The 20,675-nt window shown below is 38.5% G+C and carries 21 protein-coding genes and 1 riboswitch; of the genes, 16 read left to right on the top strand and 5 right to left on the bottom strand.

What is annotated here, in order from left to right; genetic code table 11:
- Nucleotides 1-4: 4 nt before the first annotated feature.
- From purC to purD, 6 genes are read left to right on the top strand one after another with little or no spacing between them, the layout of a single operon-like run.
- Nucleotides 5-715, top strand: coding sequence for a phosphoribosylaminoimidazolesuccinocarboxamide synthase (gene purC, locus JBW_RS14715; protein ID WP_007957776.1), 711 nt, complete (start codon nt 5-7; stop codon nt 713-715).
- Nucleotides 712-2,151: an amidophosphoribosyltransferase gene (gene purF / locus JBW_RS14710; protein WP_007957775.1), complete on the top strand. Its 1,440-nt coding sequence runs from the start codon at nt 712-714 to the stop codon at nt 2,149-2,151. Before purC ends, purF begins: the two co-directional genes overlap by 4 nt.
- Nucleotides 2,148-3,197: a phosphoribosylformylglycinamidine cyclo-ligase gene (gene purM / locus JBW_RS14705; protein WP_007957773.1), complete on the top strand. Its 1,050-nt coding sequence runs from the start codon at nt 2,148-2,150 to the stop codon at nt 3,195-3,197. The genes purF and purM overlap by 4 nt, the downstream gene beginning before the upstream one ends.
- Nucleotides 3,190-3,798 carry a phosphoribosylglycinamide formyltransferase gene (gene purN / locus JBW_RS14700; protein WP_007957766.1) on the top strand — a complete coding sequence of 203 codons (609 nt, stop codon included), beginning with the start codon at nt 3,190-3,192 and terminating at the stop codon, nt 3,796-3,798. Before purM ends, purN begins: the two co-directional genes overlap by 8 nt.
- A gap of 19 nt (nt 3,799-3,817) precedes the next feature.
- Nucleotides 3,818-5,359, top strand: a complete 1,542-nt coding sequence (gene purH, locus JBW_RS14695; RefSeq protein WP_007957755.1) for a bifunctional phosphoribosylaminoimidazolecarboxamide formyltransferase/IMP cyclohydrolase — start codon at nt 3,818-3,820, stop codon at nt 5,357-5,359.
- 55 nt (nt 5,360-5,414) lie between these two features.
- The gene (gene purD, locus JBW_RS14690; RefSeq protein WP_007957753.1) at nt 5,415-6,710 is read left to right on the top strand and encodes a phosphoribosylamine--glycine ligase; all 1,296 of its coding nucleotides are present in this window, start codon (nt 5,415-5,417) and stop codon (nt 6,708-6,710) included.
- Nucleotides 6,711-6,864: 154 nt separating this feature from the next.
- Here purD and JBW_RS14685 read toward each other — a convergent pair whose 3' ends face one another.
- The 3 genes from JBW_RS14685 to JBW_RS26050 are packed head-to-tail and all read right to left on the bottom strand — an operon-like array spanning nt 6,865 to nt 8,491.
- Nucleotides 6,865-7,392, bottom strand: a complete 528-nt coding sequence (locus JBW_RS14685) for a D-lyxose/D-mannose family sugar isomerase (protein WP_007957752.1) — start codon at nt 7,390-7,392, stop codon at nt 6,865-6,867.
- Entirely contained in the window at nt 7,382-8,329 is a 948-nt protein-coding gene (locus JBW_RS14680; RefSeq protein WP_007957750.1) for a carbohydrate kinase family protein, read from the bottom strand. Before JBW_RS14680 ends, JBW_RS14685 begins: the two co-directional genes overlap by 11 nt.
- A gap of 33 nt (nt 8,330-8,362) precedes the next feature.
- Nucleotides 8,363-8,491: a hypothetical protein gene (locus tag JBW_RS26050; protein WP_007957748.1), complete on the bottom strand. Its 129-nt coding sequence runs from the start codon at nt 8,489-8,491 to the stop codon at nt 8,363-8,365.
- Between the two features lie 248 nt (nt 8,492-8,739).
- Here JBW_RS26050 and JBW_RS14675 point away from each other — a divergent pair, with 248 nt between their 5' ends.
- The 10 genes from JBW_RS14675 (at nt 8,740) to JBW_RS14630 (ending at nt 18,975) form a co-directional block, all read left to right on the top strand.
- Nucleotides 8,740-10,056: a sensor histidine kinase gene (locus JBW_RS14675; RefSeq protein ID WP_007957746.1), complete on the top strand. Its 1,317-nt coding sequence runs from the start codon at nt 8,740-8,742 to the stop codon at nt 10,054-10,056.
- Nucleotides 10,057-10,060: 4 nt separating this feature from the next.
- Nucleotides 10,061-10,732, top strand: coding sequence for a response regulator transcription factor (locus JBW_RS14670; protein ID WP_007957744.1), 672 nt, complete (start codon nt 10,061-10,063; stop codon nt 10,730-10,732).
- 76 nt (nt 10,733-10,808) lie between these two features.
- Nucleotides 10,809-12,068: an ABC transporter substrate-binding protein gene (locus JBW_RS14665; protein ID WP_007957743.1), complete on the top strand. Its 1,260-nt coding sequence runs from the start codon at nt 10,809-10,811 to the stop codon at nt 12,066-12,068.
- A gap of 242 nt (nt 12,069-12,310) precedes the next feature.
- Nucleotides 12,311-13,270 carry a sugar ABC transporter substrate-binding protein gene (locus tag JBW_RS14660; protein ID WP_007957740.1) on the top strand — a complete coding sequence of 320 codons (960 nt, stop codon included), beginning with the start codon at nt 12,311-12,313 and terminating at the stop codon, nt 13,268-13,270.
- 174 nt (nt 13,271-13,444) lie between these two features.
- Complete coding sequence (locus JBW_RS14655) at nt 13,445-14,935, top strand: sugar ABC transporter ATP-binding protein (RefSeq protein ID WP_007957739.1); 1,491 nt, start codon at nt 13,445-13,447, stop codon at nt 14,933-14,935.
- Nucleotides 14,935-15,936 carry an ABC transporter permease gene (locus JBW_RS14650; RefSeq protein ID WP_007957738.1) on the top strand — a complete coding sequence of 334 codons (1,002 nt, stop codon included), beginning with the start codon at nt 14,935-14,937 and terminating at the stop codon, nt 15,934-15,936. The genes JBW_RS14655 and JBW_RS14650 overlap by 1 nt, the downstream gene beginning before the upstream one ends.
- An 84-nt stretch (nt 15,937-16,020) precedes the next feature.
- Nucleotides 16,021-16,121, top strand: a riboswitch (SAM riboswitch).
- An 84-nt stretch (nt 16,122-16,205) separates the two neighbouring features.
- Nucleotides 16,206-16,400, top strand: a complete 195-nt coding sequence (locus JBW_RS14645; protein WP_007957737.1) for a hypothetical protein — start codon at nt 16,206-16,208, stop codon at nt 16,398-16,400.
- 102 nt (nt 16,401-16,502) lie between these two features.
- Complete coding sequence (gene larE, locus JBW_RS14640) at nt 16,503-17,315, top strand: ATP-dependent sacrificial sulfur transferase LarE (protein ID WP_007957736.1); 813 nt, start codon at nt 16,503-16,505, stop codon at nt 17,313-17,315.
- A gap of 172 nt (nt 17,316-17,487) precedes the next feature.
- A complete protein-coding gene (locus tag JBW_RS14635; protein ID WP_007957735.1) occupies nt 17,488-18,072 on the top strand; it encodes a hypothetical protein in 585 nt (194 codons plus the stop codon).
- Between the two features lie 99 nt (nt 18,073-18,171).
- Entirely contained in the window at nt 18,172-18,975 is an 804-nt protein-coding gene (locus tag JBW_RS14630; RefSeq protein WP_235333789.1) for a HipA family kinase, read from the top strand.
- Nucleotides 18,976-19,017: 42 nt separating this feature from the next.
- On the opposite strand, the gene JBW_RS14625 is transcribed toward JBW_RS14630, so the two are convergent.
- On the bottom strand, nt 19,018-19,488 hold the full coding sequence (locus JBW_RS14625; RefSeq protein WP_007957730.1) for a MarR family winged helix-turn-helix transcriptional regulator: 471 nt from the start codon (nt 19,486-19,488) through the stop codon (nt 19,018-19,020).
- 507 nt (nt 19,489-19,995) lie between these two features.
- Complete coding sequence (locus JBW_RS14620; RefSeq protein ID WP_007957728.1) at nt 19,996-20,412, bottom strand: C-GCAxxG-C-C family (seleno)protein; 417 nt, start codon at nt 20,410-20,412, stop codon at nt 19,996-19,998.
- Between the last annotated feature and the right edge of the window lie 263 nt (nt 20,413-20,675).

The raw sequence follows: 20,675 nt of genomic DNA, 5'->3' as shown, positions 1-20,675 counted from the left end.
AATTATGGAAAAACAACCATTATATGAAGGCAAAGCAAAGAGAATCTACAGTACAGATGTGGCTGATGAATTGTTAGTGTATTATAAAGATGATGCGACAGCTTTTAATGGATTAAAAAAAGGTACGATTGATAGCAAAGGGGTACTCAATAATAAGATTACAACATTTTTCTTTGATTTATTAGGCAAAAACGGCATTCCTCACCACTTTATCAAAAGAGTAAGCGAACGGGAGCAGCTTGTTAAGTCCTTGACAATTCTCCCTGTAGAAGTAGTAGTACGTAATATTGCAGCAGGTAGTTTGGCAAAACGTATTGGCTGGGAAGAAGGTAGAAAACTTCCTGCACCAATCGTTGAAATGTATTATAAAAATGATGAGTTGGGTGATCCTTTAATTAACCAGCATCACATTAAAATATTAGAATTGGCTACGGAAGAGCAAGTGAAAACATTAGAAGAGTATGCTTTTAAAATTAATGAAATTTTGACCAATTATTTACGGGAAAAGAAAATCGAACTGATTGATTTTAAATTGGAATTCGGTGTTCATAATGGCCAAGTATTATTAGGCGATGAGATTTCACCAGATACTTGTCGTTTTTGGGACAGTGAAACAGGCGAAAAACTTGATAAGGATCGCTTCCGTCGTGATCTTGGCAATGTGGAAGATGCTTACAAAGAAATATTGTTCCGTTTAACAGGTGAAAAAGCATGATCAACCAGCTCGTGGAAGTTGATAAAATGGAGGAAGAATGCGGAGTCTTTGGCATATATTCCCGGGAAAATAATGTTGCATTAAATACCTATTGGGGATTATATGCCTTGCAGCACCGCGGGCAAGAAAGCGCAGGTATTGCAGTAACAAATGGCTCTTGGATGGATGTATCAAGAGGAATGGGGCTGGTAAGTGAAGTGTTTCGCCACCAGCTTCCGGATTTACCGGACCAGCATATTGGCATAGGGCATGTTCGCTATTCAACCACTGGCTCTAGTTCCCTCATGAACACACAACCTTTAAAAGTCAAGTATTCAGGTGGGCACATTAGTTTAGCTCATAATGGGAATCTGACCAATGCACGAGTACTGCGTGAGGAAATGGAAGAGCAAGGCAGTATCTTTCAGACAACCATTGATAGTGAAGTCATTGTAAATTTGATAGCCAGGTCTCGTAAAGCTACATTAGAAGAGAAAATTGTAGAGAGTTTATCTCAAATTGAAGGTGCATACTGTCTAGTGATTATGACAGAGGAAAAACTAATTGGTGTGCGTGATCCTCATGGTCTTCGCCCATTATGCATTGGTAAAGTGAAGGATGGTTTTGTCCTTTCTTCCGAATCCTGTGCTTTGGATACGGTTGATGCAGAATTTGTAAGAGATGTAGAACCAGGTGAAATGGTTATTATTGATCATACAGGAATAACTGCAGAACGTTTTGGCGATAAAGCCAATCAAGCACTGTGTGTATTTGAATATATTTATTTTGCTCGTCCAGACAGCATTATTGATGGACAAAGTGTGTATCAAGCCCGATTTGAAATGGGACGAACCTTGGCGCGCCAAAGTGGTCTTAAAGCAGATCTTGTTATCTCTGTACCTGACTCTGGAACAACTGCCGCATTGGGGTTTAGTTACGAATCAGGAGTCCCATTTGCGGAAGGCTTAATCAAGAATCGTTATATTGGTCGTACTTTTATTCAGCCTGATCAAAAGGACAGAGATCGAAGCGTAAAAATTAAACTCAATGCGATTAAGTCTGTAGTAAAAGGTAAATCTGTTATTATGGTGGATGATTCTATTGTGCGCGGCACAACCAGTGGTAAGATTGTGCGGATGATTCGTGAAGCTGGAGCTACTGCCGTTCATATGTGTGTCAGTTCACCTCCAATTATCTACCCTTGTTACTATGGAATTGATACGTCAGTACGTAAAGAGCTCATTGCTGCGACAAAGAGTGTAGAAGAAATACGAGACTTTATTGGTGCTGATTCGCTGCATTATCTTACGATAGAAGGATTGGCCACGTCTCTTAAAACAGTGCAAGACAAAAAAATGTGTTATGCCTGTTTTAATTCAGAATATCCAGGCAGCACGCCTTGTGAGCAGCATTGTGGTGGTAATAAGTATGTCTTTGAACAGGAGGGCCCTTTATGAGCCAATTAACATATCGTGATGCTGGTGTTGACATTGATGCTGGTAATAAAGCTGTAGATTTAATGAAAAAACATGTTCGTTCTACCTATCGTCCGGAAGTTTTGGGGGATATTGGCGGCTTTGGCGGTCTATTTGCCCTTGATGTTGCTAAATATCGTCAGCCGGTATTGGTTTCTGGTACGGATGGTGTTGGTACGAAATTATGTATTGCCTTTATGGCTGACAAACATGACACTATTGGTCAGGATGCAGTGGCAATGTGTGTAAATGATATTTTGGTGCAAGGCGCTGAACCCTTATTTTTCTTGGATTATTTGGCAGTGGGCAAATTGTCGCCAGAACAAGTAGCGGCTATTGTCAGCGGTATCGCTGGAGCTTGCCTGGAATCGGGATGTTCTCTGATTGGCGGAGAAACGGCAGAAATGGCAAGTTTCTATAAAAATGGAGAATATGATATTGGTGGTTTTGCCGTAGGTGTTGCAGAACGCTCTAAATTAATTACAGGGCAAACCATACAGCCTGGAGACGTGCTGATTGGTCTGCCTTCCAGCGGGTTGCATTCCAATGGCTATTCGTTAGTGCGAAAGATCTGTTTTGACATAAAGCAAATGGATATTAATCAAATTGTTCCTGAATTAGAAAAGACTTTAGGAGAAGAATTATTAATTCCAACTAAGCTATATCCGAAGGCTTGTTTACCTTTAATTGAAAAATTTGCAATAAAAGGTATGGTGCATATTACTGGTGGTGGTTTTTACGAAAACATTCCTCGCGTATTGCCGGAAGGCTGCGGCGCTATGGTGGATACAGAAAGCTGGCCTAAGCCACCTGTATTTGCTCTATTGCAGCAGTGGGGGAATGTAGCTTGGACGGAAATGTATCGAACCTTCAATATGGGGATTGGTATGATACTGGTTGTTTCTCCATCTGACGTCAAGCAGATTCAAGATGATCTTTCTGCAAGAGGCGAAGCATCTTTTGTCATTGGTCAAGTGACGCAAGGAGCCAAGGAGACGGTACTGAAAGGTGGCATCTTTGGTGAGTAAAACCATACTAGGTATATTGGCTTCCGGGCGAGGAAGCAATATGCAGGCCATTTGTAATAGCATTGATGCTGGACTCCTTCATGCTAAAGTTGGTCTAGTGATTAGTGATAAGGCAAATGCCAAAGTGCTGGAACATGCAGCGGCTAAGGGAATTCCGGCAATATGCATTGAACGTAAAGATTTTCCGTCAAAACAAGAGTTTGAAGCAGCCATCGCCCAGCAGCTTACTTTATATCATGTAGATTTAGTGGTATTAGCAGGATTCATGCGTATTTTAAGTGCATATTTCGTTAATCTTTTCTCAGGCAGTATTATGAATATTCATCCATCATTATTGCCTGCCTTTCCTGGGCTGGATGCTCACGAACAAGCGATTGCCTATGGGGCAAAAGTTTCTGGCTGCACCATACATTTTGTGGACGAAGGTATGGATACGGGACCGATTATCATGCAGCAGGCTGTATCCATACTTGCTGATGATACGGTAGAGACCTTAAGTGAACGCATTTTGGCAGTAGAGCATAAATTATACCCTCAAGCAATTCGTCTGTATTGTGAACAGCGCCTTTGTATCGAAGGTCGTAATGTAAAAATTATATAGCTATAAGTGAGGAATAAAAATGAACATCAAGCGTGCCCTTATTAGCGTTTCAGATAAAACAGGTATTGTTGAATTTGCCCAGCAATTACATCAGTATGGTGTGGAAATTATTTCTACTGGTGGTACGATGAAAACATTGCGGGAAGCAGGAATTCCTGTCAAATATGTGAGTGATATTACTGGCTTTCCGGAAATTATGGATGGTCGCGTAAAAACATTAAACCCTTATATTCATGGTGGAATCTTAGCCGTTCGCGATAATAAGGCTCATGTAGAAGCCATGGAGAAACATCACATTTCAGCTATCGATATGGTAGTTGTCAATTTATATCCCTTTCGCCAAACTATAGAGCGTCCAAATGTGTCACTGGAGGATGCTGTAGAAAATATTGATATTGGCGGACCTGCTATGATTCGTGCAGCATCTAAAAATTTCCAATATGTAACAGTGGTAGTGAATCCAGCACGTTATGGTGATATTTTAAAGCAGTTGGCTCAAGAAAATGATATTTTGCCTGCTTATCGCATGGCATTAGCAAAAGAGGCTTTTCATCATACTGCTGAATATGATGCTTGCATTGCAACTTACTTGGCAGGGCAACTGGGAGAGGGAGCTTTTCCGGATACAGTGCATGTAGTCTATGAAAAAGTGCAGCCGTTACGTTACGGAGAAAATCCTCAGCAACAGGCAGCCTTTTATCGGGAGAAACATGTTGCTGCTGTAGGGGTCGCAAATGCCCAGCAATTACATGGCAAAGAATTGTCTTTTAACAATATTGTGGATATAGAATCTGCTTACAATATTGTCGCTGAATTTGAAAAACCGGCAGCTACGATTATAAAACACACCAATCCATGTGGTACGGGTGTGGGTATTGATTTGGCAGAAGCCTATGCAAAAGCCTATCAGGCTGACCCTGTATCTGCCTATGGTGGAATTATTGGTTTAAACCGGGATGTAGATGTGGCAACAGCTGTACAAATCAGTAAATTGTTTGCTGAAGCAGTTGTTGCTCCAGGCTATACAAAAGATGCATTAGATTTGTTAACAAAAAAACAGAATCTTCGTCTTCTCGTGGCTGAAAAGCTGCAAACGGGCAGTAAACAGGTGGATATAAAAACAGTTTCAGGTGGCATGTTAGTGCAAGATAAAGACACTGTGGTTGAAAGTTGCCATGATATGAAAGTTGTCACGAAAACTCAGCCAACCACAAAAGAGTGGGAAGAGCTGCTCCTTGCTTGGAAAGTGGTTAAACATGTGAAATCCAATGCCATTGTGATTGCTAATGATAATCAGACCTTAGGTGTTGGCGCAGGACAAATGAATCGTGTAGGAGCTGCTGCTATTGCCTTAGAACAAGCTGGTGCTAAAGCTTTCGGTGCAGTAATGGCTTCCGATGCGTTTTTACCTTTCCGTGATACAGTGGATACTGCAGCAAAAGCAGGAATCAAAGTCATTATTCAGCCTGGTGGTTCTGTGCGTGATCAAGAATCTATTGAAGCTGCTGATGAACATGGGATTGCTATGGTATTTACAGGAACAAGACATTTTAAACATTAAGTATATAAATTTGTGGGGCAGTTGCCGAAACAGCCCATTGGAAGGGAGATTAGCCATGAATCTATTGGTCATTGGTGGCGGCGGACGTGAGCATGCATTAGTGTCTAAATTAAAAGAAAATAGAGATGTAGAAAAGATATTCTGTATCCCTGGCAATCCAGGTATTGCAAAAATCGCCGAGTGTGTAGAACTTGATATCATGGATAATGCTGCTCTTGTGGCATTTGCTAAAGAGCAGAAGGTTACGCTCACCGTAGTAGGTCCTGAAATTCCTTTATCAAATGGTATCGTAGATGTTTTTCAGGCAAATGGTCTTGCCTGTTTTGGACCTACCCAGGCTGCCGCTCAGATTGAAAGCTCAAAAACTTTTGCTAAAAATTTAATGGAAAAATATAATATCCCTACTGCTAAATATGCTGTATTTACTCAGGCTGATATGGCAAAGGCATACATAAACTCCCAGGGAGCGCCTGTAGTCGTAAAGGCTGATGGATTGGCAGCTGGTAAAGGCGTTGTGGTTGCAATGACCATTGATGAAGCTCTAGCAGCGGTTGATATGATGATGTGTGACGGAGCTTTTGGTCAAGCAGGCAGTCAGGTCGTCATAGAGGAATTCTTAGTGGGTGAGGAAGCTTCTATATTAGCTTTTACTGATGGGAAGACGATCATCCCTATGGTAGCAGCTCAAGATCATAAGCGAGTCTTTGATCATGATCAGGGACCTAATACAGGAGGGATGGGAGCCTATGCACCTGCTCCGATTATTACCCCAGCGATCAGTGCCCAGGTCCTGAAAGAGATTTTTCAGCCTACAATTGCTGCCATGGAAAGTGAAGGATGTTCTTATTGTGGATGCTTGTATTTAGGGTTGATTATGACTGTAGATGGTCCTAAGGTCATTGAATTTAATGCTCGTTTTGGTGATCCTGAAACTCAAGTCGTACTACCTTTGCTAGATAGCGATTTAGTAACGATTATGAAAGCTTGCATAGAGGGTACATTGGCAGGTACTTCTGTTAATTGGAAGGATGAGGCTGCTGTATGTGTAGTGTTAGCGGCGGGAGGATATCCTGAAGAATATGCTAAGGGCGATATCATTAGTGGTATCGACAAAGCGGAAGAGCAAGGCGCCTATGTATTTCATGCTGGCACTGCTGGCTGCGAAGGACAGGTGTTAACGAATGGTGGACGTGTACTTGGTGTAACAGCTACAGACTCTGCTATTAAGCAAGCAGTGGACAAGGCATATCAGGCAATTGGATCTATAAAATTTAAAGGAATGCATTATCGAAAAGATATTGCATTCCGGGCGATAAAGAAAAACGCTGACGCGTCTTTTAAAAACATATAAAATAGAAAAAGGGACCACAGAGAAAAGAGAGATAGGATAAAAAATAAAGCATTTTGAACCACGAAGATGCGAAGACTATGAAGAATATATATAGTAAAAAAGTAGGCAGGGATTTCCTTGTCTACTTTTTTACTATATCATCATTTGCAAATCACTACCGTATAATCCTGCTATCGGTAAAGATATCGGTTTTGTCTGTAGAATGAGTGGAAAATTCTGAAATGACAGCACCTAACCTGCCGGCTTGGAACCAATGCAGGGTATCAGGGTAGATTGTATATTGTTCTCCAGGAGTAAGAATAATCTCTTTCCAAACGGTATAGTATTGCTCTGAGCCGCAAGGTGGATTACAGTGAGGACGTTCTATTTTTTCTCCTTCCACATATAGATATACTGTGCCATATCTGCATCTAAAAGTTTCTTCTTTTCCCGCTAGTTCCTTTCTTGTAGGATGCTTATGTTCAGGACAAGTCTGATAAGGCATAAGTACCATTTCTTTAGCGCAAACTCTGTCAGTATTTACATAGGTTATTAATTGTAATCCTGTATTATAAATATCATTCAGACCAAAGTCTGCGATCTCAATACGAATTTTTTCTTCATTGGTTATGGCAATACCGACCCTTTCATAGTAAATAAGGACTTTTTGAGCTATAGACTCATACTCTGATTTATTTATCATGATAATTACTCCTATTTTCCATAAATATGATGATTTCTTCTTTGCTTTTAATGCCGCTAGATGCTCCCAGTGCTGTTACGCAATGGGCACCGACTGCATTGGCAAATTCAGCACAGCGTTTCAAATCCCACTTATTGGCGAGCCCTGCTATAAAGCCTGCGACAAATGAATCCCCAGCACCATTGGTATCAATCGCATTGACTCCAAATGCTGGCAAGTAATGCTTTTCCGTGCTGTTTTCCATGTAGCATCCTTTGGCGCCACACTTAATAACGACATTTTGAGTGCCAGCCGTTAAAAAGACTTTAGCCATATCTTCTACGTTGTCCTTGCCACTCAGCATTTGCGCTTCTTCGATACTTGGCATGAATAAGTCGAGGTATGGAAGACAAGGACCGATGGCTGACATCCATTTTTCTGATGCATCCCATGCCGTATCTAGTATTGTATATTTGCCAAATTTCTGAGCTCTTTTTAATAATCTGGCAGTTGGTTCGCCGTCTAAGGTCGGCATTAATAAAGAGCCCGCAATAAATAAAATTTCACACCTTTCAATTACCGAGAAATCAATATCCTCTTCTGCGAGGATACCATTCGCCCCGGGATAATAAAGGAAGCTTCTTTCACCATCTGGATCTGAAAATACCATTGAGGTAGAGGTACCGATCTGTGTTGTATGTTTTACACCCGTAATATCCACATTTTCTGCCTTTAGTCGATTGAGGATAAAGGAGCCGAAGGCATCATTGCCGATAAGACCGATAACACCTACATCTTCACCAAGTTTCGCTAAATCAATTGCCGTATTCGTTGCGCATCCCCCAGTGTGAAGCTCCATTGTATCCACATTCGTGAGCTTACCCTTTGATGGAAATTGGGCTACAGGCTTTGCAATGAGATCGGCAACCAGTATTCCCAAACAGACAACCTTACTCATGATTCACCTCCACGATTAAAATGTAGTTAGTAGTTATGCTTTATCATTGCTCATAAAGATTTGCAGATGTTCTGTTACAGCTTCATATGTACCTTCTATTGCCAAATCCATCTTTATTGCTTTAGCATCTTCCAGAAGTGGCTCTAAAGTTGTTAATGACATGTTTTTATCCCCCTCATTTTAATCGGTCATCAATTACAGAAAATATGCATGTAAGACTTCTGGAGAATATTACAATATGTATTATAGAATTTGGTTAAATAGAAAACATCTGTATTCTGTCATAAGTAGCCAGTTACATTTGTCATTTTATTATTATCAGAAAATTTAGATTAAAGGTAGTGCTATTGACAAACGTCTGCTGCATCTTTCCTCAATCGTTCTACAAAGGTTGGATAGGGGATAGAAATATGAATCATAAAAATGTAAATGTAATCAGAATGATGATGTTTTTTGTAAATTTTATCGTGATATTATTTATGTCAATTATTATTTATGAGACTACGGAACTTATTTGTGATCATTCTATGGCAAGAGATTTTTTGGAAAATATAAAATTTATTCCGACGACTCCCTGGAAGGTCCCTGTGTTTTCTCTTGTTCTTCTTGCCACGCTGATTTTAGGTGTTGGTATACGAGAAAAATTTGGGGAATATGTAAGACCGGTACTCTATTTATTTTCCATTATAGACATCATGCTTTGTATTGCTATCATGTATTATTTAAATATGAGCTATAAGGGAGTGATGCTGCTACCCATTGCTAATATTGTAGTTTATATAGAAGGAAATAAGAAAAAATACATGTTTTTAGTTGTATCGATACTGGTTTATATACTGTTTGATTACGATATCTTTTCTATAAAATTCAATCTGTTTTCGATCAATGACTATATACAGCACTATACTTTTACACAGCGCCTTTATATTTTTGGTATTCGCAATGTTTTGTTCTCTTTAAATGATGTTCTTTTCATTTTTTTTATGATGATTGTGATTCAAAATCAGGTAGATGAGAGGGTAAGATTGAAAGATTTATATGATACTCTCTATCAAGCAGCCGAAGAGTCGAAAATTTCTACGATACAGTTGCAGGAATATAGCAGAAAATCAGAGGACATGGTTAAAACCAAGGAGCGAAACCGTCTTGCCAGGGAGATTCATGACACCATAGGACATACTCTCACTGGTATTGCTACGGGGCTTGAAGCTTGTATTGAAATGATTGATTGGGACAATAAAAAAACAAAAAGCCAGATGATCAAAATCGCCGAACTGTCCAAAGAGGGTTTGCTGGAAGTCAGAAGGTCTGTAAGTGCATTAAGGCCTGATGCGATGGAGCGGCTATCCCTCATTCCTGCCATACAGAAGCTGGCTGACAATATTACAGACTGTACCAGAACGAAGGTTCAATTGCATATCGAAGGAACAATAAAAAAACTGTGGATTGAGGAAGAAGAAACGGTCTACCGATTTATTCAGGAAGGAATTACAAATGCTGTGCGTCATGGGAAAGCAAAGGTGATTACTATCCATTTTCAGTTTGACCATAGTACCATAAAAATTGAAGTCATAGATGATGGGATTGGCTGCCCAGCGATTGAAGAGGGATTCGGACTTACACATATTAGGGAAATGGTCGGTTTATTAAATGGAAAAGCAGAGTTCTTTAGTCAAAATGGTGCAGGTTTTACGATGTACGCTGTATTGCCTATAAGGTGGAGGTGACATCATGATTAAAGTTTTAATTGTAGAGGATCAAGAGATTATTAGGCAAAGTCTTGAGATCATGCTGCATAACAAAGCCGGGATCCAAATTGTTGGTACTGCAGAAAATGGTAAGCAAGTAGCCAGATTAGTCAAGAAACTGTTACCAGATGTTATTTTGATGGATATTCGCATGCCGGAAATGGATGGAGTACGATGCATTGAGATTATTAAGGAGGCCTTTCCTAAAATAAAGATTATTGTACTTACTACTTTCGATGATGATGAGTATGTATTTAATGCCTTAAAAAACGGGGCAAGCGGCTATCTTTTGAAAGGAATTTCAGTAAAAGAGCTAGTAGAAGCCATTAAGATCGTATATGGTGGTGGGGCACTCATCAACCCTAATATTGCTGTAAAGGTGTTCAAATTTTTTTCTCAAATGGCAAATGCAGATTATCTTGTGAATGTAACCCAAGATGTTATTGAGGATTTAAGCAAAAATGAGTTAAGAATTATACAGTTTGTTGGTATGGGGATGTCCAATAAAGAAATAACGGAAAAGTTAAAATTCAGCGAAGGGACCATACGGAATTATATAAGCAGTATCTTGAGTAAGCTCAGTTTAAGGGACAGAACCCAGATTGCGATCTATGCTGTGCAGTCAGGTTTAACCATGAAAGAAGTTAGTCATTAACATGAGCAATCTATTGAGGCAAAATGTAAGCAAAAAAATCATAATAGTAGTGTCAATAGGAGTCCTAATTCTTGCAATGATCATATTTCAAGGCTATCAAATGATAAAGCAGCCCATTATTCTTGAAATTGGAGTCTTCGCTGGAAGCTATTGGGATGTGCCAATACAAGACAGTAATAAGTTCTTTGACGAAGCAATATCGGAATTTGAAAAGATGAATCCAGGAATAAAAGTTACTTACAGAAGTGGGACCTTGAAACGTAATTATTCAGAATGGCTATCACAAAAAATTATCAGAGGAAAGGAGCCAGATATTTTTTGCATTCTGCCAAAGGATTTTAATACGTTAGTGTCAATTGGAATTTTAAAGGATCTGGATGAACTTATGAATCATGATTCTCAATTTGACGCGAGTAAAATGTATGTAAATGCGATTCAATCAGGTCAATTTCAGAAACGGCAATATGCACTTCCCAGTGAAATCGCTCCTGTGTTAATGTTTGTTAATAAAACACTACTTGCTAGAGAGGGGATACCAATCCCCAAAGGAAATTGGACTTGGAATGATTTTTATGACATCTGCAAAAAAGTGACAAGGGATACGGATGGAGACGGTCAAGTTGATCAGTTTGGAACTTTTGGCTTTAGCTGGCAGGAGGCGGTCTATACTAACGGGCAAAGGCTTTTTGAACCTGATGGTAGTGCGGCTTATTTTGACAGCCCTGGGGTTGTGGAAGCAGTAGAGTTTTTAATGAAATTGAATGCCTTGCATTTGAATGCTAAGGTCACATCTAACGATTTTGATGCTGGGAAAGTTGCTTTCAGACCCTTTCTTTTTTCCACGTATAAGGCATATAAACCCTATCCTTACCGAGTAAAGAAATATGGTCAATTTGAGTGGGAGTGTATAAAGTTGCCTCGAGGTCCTAAGGGAAATAATGTTGCAGAATTACATAGCTTGCTCATGGGAATTAGTTCCCGGACAAAGTATGAAAAGGAAGCGTGGGAGTTTTTAAAATTTTTAGTGTATAAAGAAAATACGCAGACAAATGTTCTAAAGTACTCCTATGGGATACCTGTTTTACGCTATATTACAGAATCTGAATTTGGTGAAAGAGTGTTTTCAGCGGTTAGTCCTGAAGAAACATTCATTAATAAATCGCTGCTGAGTGAGGTCATTGAACAGTCGATTGTTACTCCTAAGTTTCAAAAATATGAAGATGCGTTGACAATGGCCGATAAAGAAATTTTTCAGGCTGTAAGCATGGAAAAGGATGCAGGGAAATCGATGGGAGATCTCAATAAAGAGATTAATGAGTTTTTAAAAAATAAATAAAGAGTATAAAAAAACAGATAATTCAGTTATATTTGTCATTCTTGAGTGACAAATATAACTGAATCCTTATGACAGATGGCATATGATTTTAATTTTGTATCATTTTATAATGAGTTCGTGGTTTATACGTTCTTTGATCTTGAACCGATATCTTATTTAGACTGGAGGTGGAGAGGTTTTTAATACATTCTCATGAATATCAGATGGCAGCGATTTTTAGGAGAAAGAGATGGAGGGATAGTATGAAAAAAATAATGCCGATGTTATTAGCCACGTTTTTCTGTATAAGCTTACTGGCAGGATGCGCTAAGTCAGTTGACCAGCCGAAGGCAAATGATACTGTGAAAAAGTATAAATTCGGCTATACCTGTATGACAATGAATAACCCTTTCTTTATTACTCTTGAGAAATCTATCCGAGAAGATGTTGAAAAAAATGGCGGTACGCTTATCACTCTTGATCCTCAGCTTGATACTCAAAAACAGATTGCCCAAGTTGAAGATATGATTGCTCAAAAGGTGGATCTCATTTTCTTAAATCCTGTTGATTGGAAGGGGATAAAACCGGCACTGGATGCTGCCAAGAAAGCCAATATTCCTATTGTTAATTTTGACGCCCAGGTATTTGATAAAGAATTGGTAAATTCTATTGTTGTATCGGATAATTTTAACGCTGGTAAAGTTTGTGGAGAAGATCTTGTAAAACAAATGCCAAACGGTGGAAAGATAGCTGTGATTGATTCTCCTACTATGAAATCTGTTATTGATAGAATTGATGGTTTTTTTGCAGGTCTTGGGGATAAGAAGAGCAAGTTTGAGATTGTAGCGCAGCAGGATGGGAAAGGTCAGCTTGAAATTTCAATGCCTATCGCTGAGGCTATACTTCAGGCTAATCCTGATGTTAAGGCCTTTATGGGCGGCAATGATCCAACAGCACTTGGCATAATTGCAGCTTTGAAAACTGCGAATAAGAAAGGGATTTTGGTGTATGGCGTTGATGGTGCTCCTGAATCCAAGGCAGCAATCAAAGATGGTGATATGACGGGGACCGGTGCGCAATCCCCTATTAACATTGGTAAGGAATCTTACAAAATTGCAATTCAAATTTTAAAAGGTGAGCAATATGAGAAAAATCTGCCTGTCAAAACCGAACTCATTGATAAGGGTAATGTAGACAAATTCGGCATAAAAAACTGGCAATAGCATAAAAACATACTGCTATTTTCAAGGAAGCAATCGGTTCGTATTACTGCGCGCGGTAGGCAAAGGGTCAGAGGGTTTTATCTGGTATAACCAAATAAAACTCTCTGACATTATTATTATTATTATTATTATTATGTTTGTGCCTAAGTTATTAATGTAAAAGTAGGTGAAATTGTGAGCAATGTTATTCTAGAAATGAAAAACATTCACAAGCACTTTCCGGGTGTTTATGCGTTGAAGGATGTAAATTTTGAGCTAAAGGCGGGAGAGGTACACGGTGTGCTGGGGGAAAATGGAGCGGGCAAATCCACACTTATGAAAGTGCTTGGTGGTATTTATAGAGTCGATGAGGGTGAGATTTATATAGAGGGTCAGAAGATGGCAATTCACGATGTTAAGGACTCACAAAATGCTGGTGTAAGTATAATCCATCAAGAACTTGTTCTAGTGCCCCATATGTCTGTAGCAGAGAACATTTTTTCAGGGCGGGAACCTACGGGGAAGCTGGGATTCATCAAGACGGAGGAAATGTTGGGAAAGGCCCAGCATTTGCTGGATTTCTTTCACCTTGGTATAAACGCTTCTCAGTTAGTATGTAAGTTAAATATAGCAGAGCAGCAAATGGTTGAAGTCGCCAGAGCGATTTCATTTAACTCTAAGATACTGGTAATGGATGAACCGACATCATCCCTGACAGAAAAAGAAGTGAATTTTCTCTTTACGACCATAGAAAATTTGAAATCACAAGGCGTAGGAATTATCTATATTTCTCATAGAATGTCAGAACTGTTCAGAATAACTGATCGGATCACAGTCATGCGTGATGGTCAATACATCAGTACTAAGGTGACAAAAGAAACCAATGTAAATGACCTTATCTCATTAATGGTAGGTCGTGAGCTTACAAGCTATTATCATAAAATACCCCATGAGCTGGGAGCGAACGCCCTCGAAGTAAAAAATCTAACAAGAAAAGGCGTATTTAGCAATATTAATTTTAATCTTAGACAAGGGGAAATCTTAGGCTTTTCTGGGTTGGTGGGTGCAGGACGATCCGAAATTATGAAATCCATATTCGGACTTGATCGCCTTGATTCTGGTGAAATCTTTATACATGGGAAAAAAGTAACTATAAAATCACCTAATGATGCAATGAATTTTGGAATTGCTCTTGTTCCTGAAAATAGGAAAGATGAAGGTCTTATTATGAAGGGGCAGGTTGGATACAATATGACACTTCGTATATTGGATCAATTTATAACGTTTATGAATGTCGATGCAATAAAGGAAAATGAAATTATAAATACCTATGTAGAAAAACTTGCGATTAAAACATCGAGTACATTTCAGCTAATCAGTAATCTTAGCGGCGGTAATCAACAGAAGGTGGTCATTGCCAAATGGTTGGCAGCAAAACCGCAAATATTAATCCTCGATGAGCCAACCAGAGGTGTTGATGTGAATGCGAAGGCAGAAATTTATGAAATTATAAATCGCCTTGCCCAAGAAGGGGTATCTATCATTATGATTTCCTCGGAGTTGCCTGAAATTATTAATATGAGTGATCGAGTTATAGTAGTCCGCAATGGCAGTATAGCGGGGATGTTGAAACGAGAAGAATTTTCACAAGAGAGAATCATGCATATGGCAACAGGAGGTATATAATGATGTTGAAAGTCGCAACGAATCATAAATCAAATTTTTTTAAAAAAATAGGTTTAGATATGTTAGAATTCGTTAAAGAAAATGTTGGTATATTAATCGGTTTTGCAGTATTGTGCGTGGCTTTGTCCATCATATCACCAGCTTTTTTAACAGAAGCAAATATTCTTAATATATTAAGGCAAGTATCTACCAATGCGAACCTTGCTTTAGGCATGACACTTGTCATTATCATTTGCGGTATTGATCTTTCGGTAGGTTCGATCGTAGCACTATCGGGAACTGTTACAGGCGGACTCATCGCATTTAGCAATGTTCCTATACCTGCAGCTGTATTTGCCGGTATTTTAGTAGGAACTCTTGCAGGAGTATTTAATGGTGTGATGGTGGCATACACTGGTATACCATCTTTTATCGTAACCCTTGCCATGTTAAATATAGCCCGTGGTGCCGCCTATGTATATACTGGTGGTCAGCCAATACGTGTCATGAATGAAGATTTCAATGTAATTGGTGCTGGCTATTTAGGGGCGATCCCTCTGCCCGTCATTTATTCTTTTGTCTTTTTGCTGCTTACAGCGATTATTTTAAATAAGACAAAACTTGGTCGACATATTTATGCAGTCGGCGGAAACAAAGAAGCTGCCAGATTTACAGGTATTAAGATTAAGAGGATAGAAATATTTGTATACACTTTCTCGGGTTTCTTAGCAGCTTTTTCTGGCGTTGTACTAGCGGCTCGTATGTTTTCCGGACAGCCTACAGTAGGAAATGGCTTTGAACTGGATGCCATTGCGGCAGTTGTACTTGGCGGTACGAGCATGACAGGGGGAATCGGGAAAATTGGCGGTACCTTAATTGGGGTGCTTGTTATTGGTGTTCTTAACAACGGACTGAATCTGCTGAATATTAATTCCTTCTGGCAGTTGATTATTAAAGGTATCGTGATTTTGGCAGCCGTCTACGTTGATATGATGAAAAAGAGAAAAGAAGCACAGGTATAAATACATTGACGCCAGAGAAGTTAAAAAATATATTGCTAACTGTACTATTTCGTGATATATTTATTAATAATTTAATACGATAAACTCTTATCAAGAGTGGTCGAGGGACTGGCCCGATGACACCCGGCAACCGGCAGCAATGCAGAGGTGCTAATTCCAGCAGGATTTATCCTGACAGATGAGAGAGGACTAAAATGTTATTTAAGTCCCCTTTCAGATGAAATGGGAGATTTAAATAACATTTTTTGCATATTAAGGGAGGAAATCAAATGGTGCAGAGTAATCGTCTTGCAGTTGCTGCAATTGAAGATAGAAAAGAGATAGTAATACCACCAAGGAAAATAAGAGCAGTCCCCCAGGGAAATGAAGAAATTGTTATTACTATAAGAAATGGTGTTGTAGTTGAATTTGTACCGAATATTTACTATCCTTCCTTGGTAGGTGTCGATGGGGATGGAATATAAGGTGTCAAATTTTATTGGCAGGAAGGAAAGTGCCATGGTATATTAGAAGTAATTAAGGGCATATGAAATATCATATAAACTGGAGTACAAAGGAGAATCACCGTGGGAAATAGTACTGAAAAAATGGAGAAACTGAATCATTTATTAACTGGACTGGGGAGTATTGTCGTAGCTTTTTCAGGAGGGGTGGATAGTAGCTTTTTAGCAGCAGCAGCAGTAAGAGCTGTTGGAGACAAGGCCATAGCCATCACTGCTTTTTCTGAGACATTGCCGGAGAGTGAAAAAAAAGAAGCAATTGAAATTGCAAAGGAAATTGGTATTAAACACATACTTTTAAATATTAGCGAATTAAATAGTCCGGATTTTGTAGAGAATAATAATCAACGCTGTTATTACTGTAAACAAGAACGATTTTCAGTATTAGTCGATTGGGCAAAAGAAAATAATTATAATTGGGTATTAGATGGATCGAATGTAGATGATTTATCCGATTATCGCCCTGGGATTAAAGCAGTGGAAGAACTAGAACATGTAAGGAGCCCTTTGGTTGAAGCTGGTTTAACGAAAAAGGATATTCGAGAAATATCTAAGAAATGGAACTTGCAGACTTGGAATAAATTAAGTGCTGCTTGCCTTTCTTCAAGGGTGGTTTATGGACTTTCGATTACAGCGGAGAGACTTAACCAAATCGAAAAAGCCGAAGCATTAGTAAAAGAGTTTTGTCCAGGACAAGTTCGAGTACGCCACCATGGAGATATTGCCCGCATTGAAGTGGCGCCAGAAAATATTGGACGAATCACGGTTCCAGAGATAGCAAAGCAAATTGAGCAAGGACTTAAAAAAATTGGCTTTACATATGTCGCTGTTGATTTGTCGGGGTATCGAAGTGGCAGTATGAATGAAGTTTTAGTTTAATAGTAAGGTACATGATTGTATTATCTTGATAATAGGCAGGAGAAAATTTCCTGCCTATTTTTTATTACTTTTTAAAAACAGATTTAAACAGTAACACTATGAGTTCCTTACTCATACAGTATAGTAAGAATTAAATTTTAAATAGTATTACCGCATAGGAGGTATATAGTGTATGAGCATTTTTACAGAATTACGGAATCCAGCACTCGTTAGAGAGCTAGAACGGGAATTAAATACGGATGTAGTCTTATTTGGTTTTGATGGATTCGCATATTTCGGTAATCTGCAGGCAATAGAAGATTGTCGTATTGCCATTCTTTCTCCGGCGATAGAAGCCAAGTGCCACGCTGTAGAAATTCTAAGTCCGGGGGGAGAAATCTTACATGTGGATTTCACACGCGTTGATTTATGGAACATAGTTGCCAAAGGAACAGCTATAGTAAGAGATCCTTTTGAAAACTTAGACGCTTCTTTAGAATCAGCTAGAACTGATTTCGAAGAAGCAACAGAACGGACGGAAAGTCGTCATTTAGTTAGAGTATTATGCCGCATGGTTGGTGATTCTGTTGTATTAACAACTCTTGGTGGCTTCTCCATCGAAGGAACTCTTATTGCTATTGACGATTGCTTAGCAATTCTCTCAAATACAGATATCTTTGTTCCTGGTAGCAGTACTCCGATCTCAGATAGAAGGATTAGATCAGCTGTGGTAAATCTAGAAGCTTTAACTTCCGTTTCTGGAGTTTGTTGTTGTTGAAATTTTTTATTTAACTATGAAAAGACTCGGCAGAGGTTCTTACCGAGTCTTTTTTAGTTAGCATTATTTTGAGAGAAGGTAGATGGTATGCTCATTGCTATGAAACATTTTGGGAATGTCGGAGTGGGAGTTACTTCACCTCAATTATTTCGTGCTAATGACAGAAATTTTTATGTAGTCAAATTGCAAAATAATCGACTAGGTTCTAAGGTATTGGTAAATGAATTTTTAGCAGCAAAGTTGGGTGAAATCATGGGATTATGTTTTCCTGTAAGTTCGAGTATTAAAATTGGGGAAGAAACCATACAGCAAAGTCCGCAGCTACAAGCATCAGGAATAGTTGCGGGGTGGCATTTTGCCTCAAAGTATCTAAATCATACAGAATATGTGGGAAAAAATAATTTGTTTAAGGCTGATAATATCACTGATATGGCTGGAATTTTATTATTTGATTATATGTTTCATAATGCTGATCGTACAAATAATAAAAAAAATCTCTTGTTGCGTAAGGACGAAGCTGGATGCAGAATATATGCGATTGATAATTCTCATTTATTTAGAACTGCCAGATGGACGATTGCCCATCTGAATAGTATTAGTAGAATCATTAAACCATATTATCGTTATTCCTATGGATTATTGCTTAGAGACTGGCTTTCTCCTCCTCATTTTCTTCCCTACGTGAAAAAAGTAAAAGAGATGAGTTGTGAATCCATTCATGAGCTAGTTGCAGAAATTCCAGAAGAATGGTTGTCGGATGATGCTGAACGTCAAGCATTGATAGATTATATTATTTTACGTAGAGATATGGTAGAGGATATTGGAGAAGTATTGTACAAACATATCCCAATGTCAAGGGGCGGATATCAATGGTGGTATAGTACTACAAAATCTCTTATATAAGAAAAAATAAGTGAGGTTCAAGGGGTTTTTTAGCTCTTAGTATCACTTGGGCGAGGATTTTTCTTGTGAATTTAAATTTTCCTTAATGAGTAGTGCATTTTGGGTCATTTTTTCGAGAAGCATATATGTCATTTGTATTTCTTCTGGTGTAAAACCTTGGGTAAGAGACGTAGTCCATTGTGTAAGTGTGGATTCAAGAATCGGCTGAAATGATCGACCTTTTTCGGTTAGATATACTTGGTTGGCACGTCGATCGAGTCTATCAACATGCCGTTCAATATATCCTAGTGATTCTAATTTCATAATCGCGCGAGCAATGGTTGTTTTATCAATTGCTACATGCTTGCTGATTGTATCTTGAGTAATGCCTTCTTGCTGATAAAGAAAAGTGAGGCAAGCGTAGTATCCATTACCGCTTCCTAGACTGTAGGTTCCTAAATGATGATCAAAAAAAGATTGTCCAATTCTATATAAACCAGAGATCCATTTTCCAATGTAGGGTATTTTCTGCATGCTGGTCCTCCTTAAAAGACAGTTATATTATATATAATAGCGACATTAGGAATGAGAGAGCAACTATAATTTGAAATTTCTTTGTAAAGATGATGCATAAAAACAAATTTGGATATTGATTGTTAGTCTGTCAGTAATGGAATATGCTATTTCTTTTAAAAGATCAGTAAAGAGGAATATGTGATTTCCTGTGGAAAAATTAACTATGAAATTTTTAAAAAATAGATTGAAGATTAAGTTTATTTGTAATATAATAAACTTAAATCAAGAAAGGAGGATAAAAAAGTAAAAAGTACGAAGGAAGAAAAATGAGATTGGAATGGGGTGGTTCGATTACAGCAGTTAATGAAGGGTGAACCACAATTATATATATAGTCAGTTACGATAATACGAAAGAGTACAACTAACGTTGTACTGGGAACAGAGCAGCGCTACATTGCTCTTCCCATTACGATAGTAAATGTAACGACGATAAAAAGAGGAAGCTTTGCGCTTCCTCTTTTTCATTTATGCTTGATGGCTGTCTTGTTCTTTCTTAATAATAGTATCCAGAGCTGCGGCGGCTTTTGTAATCACATATTTGCATTTGATGTCTTCCCTGCGATAGTGATCTTTTAAAGGAGTGCAGTCAATATCACCCATTTGTTTCTGATAGGTGTCAAATAATTCTTGTGTTAAGATTTTAATTTTGTCACTTTCGTGGGCCCTGTCTTTAACAAACAAGATACCTAATACCATAATAGCTGCTGTCAGAGCTCCGCATACACTGCCAATGGTCATCCCTCCGCCAAAGCCTGATGAAATTCGCAAAGCTTGGGGAGTCAAACCTAATTGATACACTTCATTAGCACCATATAGTATTTTTTCAGCACAGTTAAGATCTTCTGGTTCTCCATAACCTTGTTCAATCAAAGTACTCAACATAATCCATTTCCCTCCAGTGATGTGGTTTTAAATAAGATTGAGTGATTCAGGATGGAGTACTCCATCCCAATCATGTTCTTAGATGGGCTAAGATACTCTTTTAATATAGTAAAAGATACTTATATTATAAAGAGTATCTTTCCAAAGAGCCAAGACATTTCTTTTTTATGTTGGCAGCTTTATGTAAAACAGTAGATGTAAGTGGATATAACAGCAGGTTCCTTTTTTCTACTCGCTATTCCTTCTATTTATGTTATAATAAT

This window comes from Pelosinus fermentans JBW45 (assembly GCF_000271665.2).
GTDB lineage: Bacteria > Bacillota > Negativicutes > DSM-13327 > DSM-13327 > Pelosinus > Pelosinus baikalensis.
The sequence above is the reverse complement of the archived record's forward strand: the minus strand, read 5'-3'. Positions and strand labels throughout refer to the sequence as shown.